Here is a 7,415-nt window from a genome sequence, read left to right on the forward strand (position 1 = left end):
CGGCAATGTCAAATCCACTCCGCTAGCTATGCAACGAAGCGCGGCTGCTCCGACAGCCGCGGCGAAAGCTCCGACTCTGCTCCCGCACGGATATCGGCCATGTGTTCGATAAAAGCGCGGGCCGAAGCCGCCCAGGTATGACGGGTAGCAAATTCAAGGCATTCCTGCCGCGAGACCCGCAAAGCCGCGCGGCACGCCTCGGCCAGATCCTCGTTCAAAGCGCCGACCGGAGCTGAGCCGATGACGTCGCGCGGGCCGGAAACCGGAAAGGCAGCGACCGGCGTGCCGCTTGCGAGCGCTTCCAGCAGCACGAGGCCGAACGTGTCGGTCCTGCTCGGGAACACGAAGACGTCCGCGCCGGCATAACTCCGCGCCAGCTCCTCGCCCTGCTGCGCGCCGAGGAAGACGGCATCCGGATAGCTTCGCATCAGGCTTGCGCGTGCCGGTCCATCGCCGACGATGACCTTGGTGCCCGGCAAATCGAGATCGAGAAACGCTTCGAGATTTTTCTCGATCGCGACGCGGCCGACGCAGAGAAAGACCGGACGTGCGAAGCCGAGATCGACATGACGTGGATGGAACAGCGCGGTATCGACCCCGCGCGGCCACAGCACCACATTGCGGAAACCACGCGAGCGCAATTCATTCGCCAGCGCCGGCGTCGCCACCATCACCGCACTACTGCCGCGATGAAACCGCCGTAGCGCAGTCCAGATCCAGGACTCGCGGACGGGCAGCCGTGCCGAGACATAGTCGGGAAAGCGGGTGTGGAAGCTCGTCGTGAACGGCAACTCGTGTTTGCGGCAATAGCGGCGCACCGCGAGCCCGATCGGTCCTTCGGTCGCGATATGAATGCTGTCGGGGCGCGCGTCGGCGATCAGGCGCGCGATCTTCGCGCCGAAAGGCACCGCCAGCCGCAGTCCCGGATAGCTCGGCAGCGCGAAGGTGCGAAACGACTGCGGCGTGAGGAAGCTGACTTCAGCGCCCAGAGATTTCGCCGCTTCCGCTGTCATCGCGAGCGTCCGCACCACGCCGTTGACCTGCGGGTGCCATGCGTCGGTCGCGACGAGAATTCGCATCAGAGCATGATCCGGAAAAGTGTGCAGCGGTTTTCCTTCGCGACAAAGCACAGCGTTTGCGCGGAGATCATGCTCATAAAAACCTAGGCCGCGGCACGCGCCGCCACCGACGGAACGGGAAGCGCCTGGAGCAGAGGATCGGTCCAGCTGATGATCTCGAAGCGACCGTCTTCATGCTCGGCCAGTGCCGTGCAGCTCTCCACCCAGTCGCCGCAATTCATGTAGCGAATGCCGTGATAGTTCTCTCGGATAACGGCGTAGTGGATGTGCCCGCAGATCACGCCGTCGGCGCCGTGACGCCGCGCTTCGGCGGCGAGCGCGGTTTCGAACGCGCCGATATAGTTGACCGCGTTCTTGACCTTCTGCTTGGCCCATTGCGACAGCGACCAATAGGGCACTCCGAACCCGCGGCGGAAGAAGTTGACGAGGCGATTCATCTGGATCGCGAAGTCGTAAGCCTTGTCGCCGAGATGGGCGAGCCAGCGCGCGTTCTGCACCACGAGGTCGAAGATGTCGCCGTGGATGACGAGATAGCGCCGGCCATCGACGCCGGTATGGATCGCGTTCTCGACCACATCGATGCCGCCGAAATGCGTGCCGTAATAGTTGCGCAGGAACTCGTCGTGATTGCCGGGAACGTAGATGACCTTGGCGCCCTTGCGCGCCTTGCGCAGCATCTTCTGCACGAAGTCATTATGCGATTGCGGCCAGTGCCAGCTCGACTTCAACGCCCATCCATCGACGATATCGCCGACGAGATAGATGGTGTCGGCGTCGTGGATGCGGAGAAAATCGAGCAGCTTGTCGGCCTGTGAGCCGCGGGCTCCGAGATGCACGTCGGAGATAAACAGGGTGCGAAAACGCCGCTCCGGCTGCTCTTCACTCATCGAGTCACTTCCCATGCGCGCGCGTATCAGGTTCCAATGACAGTTCGATGACTGGGGCGAGCCGCGTTCCCAGCGCGAATCGGATACAGCTCTTCAAGACTCGCGATAACAGGCGCTTGCGACAATCAGGCGACATCAGCCGCGCTGGGGAGGGGTTCCCGCTGATGCACTAATGGTTAACACCGTGCTCCCTCGGCAGGCATGAATCCGCGTATCTCGCGACGCTTGGTTGCGCCCGAGCCGTGCATAGAGTGAGCCACTCGCCAATGGAGGCGCAGGGAATGCCGGGCGCCCATTGCGCCCGCGGCCTCGCGTGCGAAAAGTAAAAAGCACGACGAGTTAGTCACCACGGTCACACCGGTTCACCCGGCATTCCCCGCGCAATGGTTTAACGGTTTCCTTCATGCTCTCCCCGGCGACCGGGCGTTGTTGTCACCGTCGCAGGCCGCAATGCGCAAGCATTGTCGCCAGCTTGATATCAGCGTCGGGATATCAGGACCACACGACTTCGCCGTCCGCGTCTGGCGCATTCGTCTCGTGCACCATTCGCGTCCACCGCATCTCGCCCAACGTTCGTGACGATGGCCAACGTCCCTCTCTCGGGCGAGACGGGCGAAGTTGTACGAGTGATTTGCCCGACGCCTTAAGCGAAATATTTTTTCAAACGGGACTGGACAGCCCAAATCAACTTGAAGCGCCTCGACAAATCGGCTTTTTGGCGCACGCGATTTCGATGACTTCGAGGTCATCAAGCGAAGGGTCGCGCCGAAAAATGATCACTGCCGACGAGCAAATCAGATCGGCGCACACGCAAGTCCGTTTTGACTCGCGATTGGGCTTGGCGTTTGGTCAATCCTGACGCCTTGGGAAATTCCTACCAATGACCTCTACGACGGCCCCAATATCCGCCGCCGCCAAACAACAACACCAAAACAATGATAATGAGGATCAATTCCATAAGAAGTCTCCTTGATGATGACTTCAAAGGGAACTGCCCGTCGCGAACTAAGTTCCGTGCGAAAGAGGCGATGTTGCCGTAACGCAGGACCCGGTATCCGATTTGCCCGACGAGGCAATTTCTCCTTTGTAGCAAGGCTGGACCCCGATGCCTCCAGATAAGCCATTGATCAAGTACTGAGCGCCGGAACACCCACAACACGGGAAGAACTGAAAAAGCAGGATGAACGCGCGCGCCATCGTGCCGCGATCACCACGAGGCAAAACACCGGCAACGCCAAAAGCTTCGCCAGTGCACCCGACGTGCCCAGTGCGAGCGAGGCGCCGAGCGTGACGAAATTGCCGGTGACATGCGCGGTGAACAAGCCCTGCAGCGCCAGAAATCCGGCGGTATCGACGAAGCCCGCGTTGAAGCCGAGAATCAAAGGCAGCGTCGGGCGAAGAGATGCGGCGGCCATGAATGCGCTCTCAATCGAACCGGTGAAAATGATGGATCGGGCCGTGGCCATGCCCGATGCCGAGGCCGTCGGCAGCGGCGATCGCCGCGGTGATCCAGACTTTGGCGTCATGCACGGCTTGTTCAAGCGTTTGGCCTTTGGCAAGCCCGGCGGCAATCGCCGACGAGAGCGAACATCCGGTGCCGTGGGTGTTCTTTGTCGCAATTCGCGGCGCGGGCAACGCCGTCACGCGGCGACCGATAAAGAGATAATCGGTACTCTCGGTCCCCTGCCCGTGACCACCCTTGATCAGCACCGCCTGCGCGCCCATCGCGAGCAACTTCCTGCCCTGGCTCGTGATGGCGGCCTCATCGGAAGCAATCGCCTCCTCTAGAAGCGCTGCGGCCTCCGGCAAATTCGGCGTGATCAGCGTGGCCTTCGGAACCAGGCGTTCGCGCAACGCCGAAACCGCGTCCGCCGACAACAGCCGATCCCCCGAGGTCGCCACCATCACTGGATCGAGCACGACAAGTTTGGGCTTCCAGCGTGACAGGGCGGCCGCGACCGCCTCGATGGTTGCGAATTCGGCCAGCATGCCGATCTTGACCGCCTTGACATCGAGATCGTCGAACACGGCGTCGATCTGCGCGGTCACGAAGGCCGGCGGCACCGGATGAATGCCGCTGACGCCACGCGTATTCTGCGCGGTGAGCGCCGTGATGACGGACGCGCCATAGACGCCGAAGGCGGCAAAGGTCTTAAGGTCCGCCTGAATGCCGGCCCCGCCGGACGAATCCGAGCCTGCAATCGTGAGTCCTACGGGTAAGGTCATCGTCTCATTTCGCAGCGAGCGGGACACGCATATTAAAGATCACGCTAGTGGAGTGGATCTGACATTCGCTACCCATCTAGCTGCAAACTCGGAAAGCGAATGTCAAATCCCTAAACTCCACTAGTGGGGCGGTTCAGAAGTCCGCATCGTTTGTGCCGCGAGTTGGTCATGCGGACTTCTGAATCAAAGCCACACTAGATCAATAAGTTGCTAGTGTCCTTTCGATTCCGAAGTTCGAAACGTGGCTCCCCAAATGCGACGAACTTCGGAACGGGACACTGGAAAACCTATAATTGCTAGTGGTCCCGTGATTCTAACATTCGCAAAAGTGCCCGCATTCGCAAAAAGCGCCCGCTGAGAGGGGGAGCGAATGTTAGAATCGGACCACTAGCGCGGCGTGTTGTTGCCAGCAAGTTTTGCGACGCTATATTGGGCCTCAAGAATAGCCTCCCGGAGACGACAGCGATGGTGCCCTTTTTCGTCCAGATCAAATGCAAGCTCGGCCAGTCCTATGTCGTCGCCAACGCGCTCGCGGAAGCGGAGATTGCGTCGGAGATCTACTCGACCGCCGGCCAATACGACCTTCTGGTGAAGTTCTATGTCGAGGAGGCCACCGATATCGGCCACTTCGTCAATGAAAAAGTACAGGTCATTCCCGGCATCCAGGACACCCTCACGATCATCACCTTCAAGGCGTTTGGCGGCAGATAGGCCGAGCGCCAACTAATAAAAAACAGGGAGGGGTTCTTCGTGAAAGCGCTGATAACCGCAGCCGTGGTGCTGATGGCGACGCCGTGTCTTGTCCAGCAGAGCCTTGCCCAAGAGAGCGTTCCGCAGATTCCCTTCGATTCCGTGGCGGATTTCCCGAAGCTGCCGGACGGCATGAATTTCGGCGAGGTGCCCGGAGTGGCCGTGAACTCCAAGGGCCACGTCTTCGTGTTCACGCGCTCGAACAGCGCCAATGGGCCGGCCTATGCTCCGGCCGCAGCCCAGCTTCTCGAATTCACCGCCGAGGGCGATTTCGTCCGCGAGATCGGCAAGGGCCTCTACGCCTGGGCTTTTGCGCATAGTGTGCGCATCGACAAGGACGACAACATCTGGGCCATCGACAAGGGTTCGGACATGATCGTCAAGTTCAATCCCGCCGGCCGCGTGCTGTGGGTGTTCGGCCGGCGCAAGGAATCCGCCGACGATGCCAGGCCGTGGGAGCACGTCAATCCGCCGCTGCCGCCGATCGACGGCCTGTTCCGCGAGCCGACCGATGTGGCCTGGGATTCCAAGGGCAACACCTACATCACGGACGGCTACATCAATTCGCGGGTCGCCAAGTTCGACGCGCACGGCCAATGGGTGAAGTCATGGGGCGAGCCAGGCACCGAGCCGGGCCAGTTCCACTTGCCTCACTCCATCGCCATCGACAACAACGACAACGTCTATGTGGGCGACCGCTCCAACCATCGCATCCAGGTGTTCGATACCGACGGCAAGTTTTTGCGGATGTTCTCGATCACCGTGCCGCCGGATCCGACCACGCGCGCCGTCTACGGCGCCACGCCGACCGGCGACCGCCTCGCCAAGGTAATCGGCGCACCCAATGCAATCTGCATCACGCCGGGACCCAACCAGGTGATGTTCGTGGGCGAAACGACTTTCCCCGGCCGCATCTTCAAGGTCACGCTCGACGGCAAGGTGCTGGGTGTGATCGGCAAATCCGGACGCGAGCTGAAGGAATTCTCCGGCGCACATGCGCTCGCGTGTCCCTCGGAAAACTTGATCTATGCCGCCGAGACCGCCAATTGGCGGGTGCAGAAGCTGATCCTTCACGCCGTTGCCAAATAAGTGAAGCGATTGCCCGGGGCTCTCTCGGTGCATTAAAAGGCAAGTCCAAAAGCAAGTCGGGGGCGAGTGTCATGGCGTTGCGGGTTATCGATTCCCTGGTTCTGCGGCACGAGCCAGCGATCCTGTTGCTGGGCCGGCTCTGCATCGGATCGCTTTTCCTGATGTCGGGGATCAATCACTGGTTGGACCTGAGACTGCTCACTCATTTCATGGGAGGCCTGCCCGGTTCGGTGACGGGCTGGGCGATGCTGGCGGCAACCATCGAGGTCGTAAGCGGCGCCGCGATGGTCCTTGGCTTCCGCACCCGCGAGTTCGCCCTGCTGCTGGTGCTCTTCAATCTCTGTGCCGCGGTGATCGGCCATCCCTACTGGTCGATCAACGGCAACGACGCCGCACGCTGGGGCCAGCTCATCCATTTCTGGAAGGACATCGGGCTCGCAGGCGGCGCCCTCTTCGTCCTCGCGCGGGGCGCGGGACCCCTAAGCCTCGACCGAGAGTGAAGGCGCGACTTAGTCAGCACCCGGCTCCATGCCCTTCGATTTGAACAACGCCTGCGCCGACGGACCTGCCAACGAGGCGATCAACGCCTTGGCGGCGTCGCCGTCTTTGGTTCCTGCACCGATGCCGGCGGCGTACACGGTATAGTTTTGAATTTCCTTCGGCAGCGGTCCGACCAGCGTGACGCCGGCATGCGGCAGGATCTCGCTGATCTGGTGAATTCCAAGCTCGGCCTGGCCGGACTCGACGTAATCGGCCACATAGCCACCCTGTTTGAGCTTTTCCTTCGGCTTGACCTGATCCGATATGCCGAGCCGCTCAAGCAGCTTCTCGACGTAGATGCCGCTGGAGCCGCCGCTGGCGGGATCGATGAAGCTGACCGACCTTGCCTCGAGCACAGCCTTCTTGAAAGCTTCGACGGTCGAGATGTCCGGCTTGTTTGCGCCGGTCTTCACCATGACCCCGACGCCCACGCGAGCGAGGTTGGTGCGGCTGCCGGAAATCACCTTGCCCTCGCCGGTTAGTTTGTCGACCGCCTCAGGTGTCATCACGACCACATCGAAACGTTCGCCAGCCTCGATCCGCTTCATCAGCGCGCCGACGGTGTCATTTTCGACCGAAACCTTGTTGCCGCTTGTCCTCTCGTATTCAGGGAGCAGCGCCAGCACGCTCGACTTGAATGCGCCGGCGGTAAGCAGTTTCAGTTCGACGGCTCGGGAAGCGGGCGTGCAAAGGGCCGCACCAACGGCGCCGGCGAGCAGCAACAACTTGTATCGCATTTTAGTTTCTCCTCTGTCGGTGAGGCGTTTTAGGCTAGTGGAGTGGATTTGACATTCGCTACCCCGTAGCCGCGCATTCGCAAAGCGAATGTCAAATCCAAAGCTCC

7 protein-coding genes and 1 pseudogene are annotated in these 7,415 nt (G+C 60.9%); 3 read left to right on the plus strand and 5 right to left on the minus strand.

Annotated features, from left to right (window positions below; genetic code table 11):
• Positions 1–26: 26 nt before the first annotated feature.
• The 4 genes and pseudogenes from WB528_RS22045 to thiD all read right to left on the minus strand — a co-directional run bounded on the left by WB528_RS22045 (position 27) and on the right by thiD (position 4,192).
• Entirely contained in the window at positions 27–1,079 is a 1,053-nt protein-coding gene (locus WB528_RS22045; protein ID WP_423890661.1) for a glycosyltransferase family 4 protein, read from the minus strand.
• An 83-nt stretch (positions 1,080–1,162) separates the two neighbouring features.
• Positions 1,163–1,966, minus strand: coding sequence for a UDP-2,3-diacylglucosamine diphosphatase (locus tag WB528_RS22050; RefSeq protein WP_423890663.1), 804 nt, complete (start codon positions 1,964–1,966; stop codon positions 1,163–1,165).
• A gap of 1,196 nt (positions 1,967–3,162) precedes the next feature.
• Positions 3,163–3,381, minus strand: a pseudogene (locus tag WB528_RS22055) (DUF1275 family protein); the annotation flags it as partial.
• Between the two features lie 10 nt (positions 3,382–3,391).
• Positions 3,392–4,192: a bifunctional hydroxymethylpyrimidine kinase/phosphomethylpyrimidine kinase gene (gene thiD, locus WB528_RS22060; RefSeq protein ID WP_423890665.1), complete on the minus strand. Its 801-nt coding sequence runs from the start codon at positions 4,190–4,192 to the stop codon at positions 3,392–3,394.
• A 465-nt stretch (positions 4,193–4,657) separates the two neighbouring features.
• On the opposite strand from thiD, the gene WB528_RS22065 reads away from it, so the two are divergent.
• The 3 genes from WB528_RS22065 to WB528_RS22075 all read left to right on the plus strand — a co-directional run bounded on the left by WB528_RS22065 (position 4,658) and on the right by WB528_RS22075 (position 6,531).
• Positions 4,658–4,903 (plus strand): Lrp/AsnC ligand binding domain-containing protein, encoded by a 246-nt coding sequence (locus tag WB528_RS22065; protein WP_422252854.1) that lies wholly within the window; start codon positions 4,658–4,660, stop codon positions 4,901–4,903.
• Positions 4,904–4,942: 39 nt separating this feature from the next.
• Entirely contained in the window at positions 4,943–6,031 is a 1,089-nt protein-coding gene (locus tag WB528_RS22070; RefSeq protein WP_423890667.1) for a peptidyl-alpha-hydroxyglycine alpha-amidating lyase family protein, read from the plus strand.
• Positions 6,032–6,102: 71 nt separating this feature from the next.
• A complete protein-coding gene (locus tag WB528_RS22075) occupies positions 6,103–6,531 on the plus strand; it encodes a DoxX family protein (protein WP_423890669.1) in 429 nt (142 codons plus the stop codon).
• Between the two features lie 9 nt (positions 6,532–6,540).
• Here the strand turns inward: WB528_RS22075 and modA are convergent, their stop codons facing one another.
• Complete coding sequence (modA, locus tag WB528_RS22080) at positions 6,541–7,308, minus strand: molybdate ABC transporter substrate-binding protein (protein ID WP_423890672.1); 768 nt, start codon at positions 7,306–7,308, stop codon at positions 6,541–6,543.
• Positions 7,309–7,415: the final 107 nt, after the last annotated feature.

This window comes from Bradyrhizobium sp. (assembly GCF_049586575.1).
GTDB lineage: Bacteria > Pseudomonadota > Alphaproteobacteria > Rhizobiales > Xanthobacteraceae > Bradyrhizobium.

Bases quoted from the DNA above. Each gene is read 5' to 3' on its own strand.
- WB528_RS22050 (WP_423890663.1), bottom strand. From the start codon at position 1,966: ATGAGTGAAGAGCAGCCGGAGCGGCGTTTTCGCACCCTGTTTATCTCC.
- WB528_RS22075 (WP_423890669.1), top strand. From the start codon at position 6,103: ATGGCGTTGCGGGTTATCGATTCCCTGGTTCTGCGGCACGAGCCAGCG.
- modA (WP_423890672.1), bottom strand. From the start codon at position 7,308: ATGCGATACAAGTTGTTGCTGCTCGCCGGCGCCGTTGGTGCGGCCCTT.
- WB528_RS22045 (WP_423890661.1), bottom strand. From the start codon at position 1,079: ATGCGAATTCTCGTCGCGACCGACGCATGGCACCCGCAGGTCAACGGC.
- WB528_RS22065 (WP_422252854.1), top strand. From the start codon at position 4,658: ATGGTGCCCTTTTTCGTCCAGATCAAATGCAAGCTCGGCCAGTCCTAT.
- thiD (WP_423890665.1), bottom strand. From the start codon at position 4,192: ATGACCTTACCCGTAGGACTCACGATTGCAGGCTCGGATTCGTCCGGC.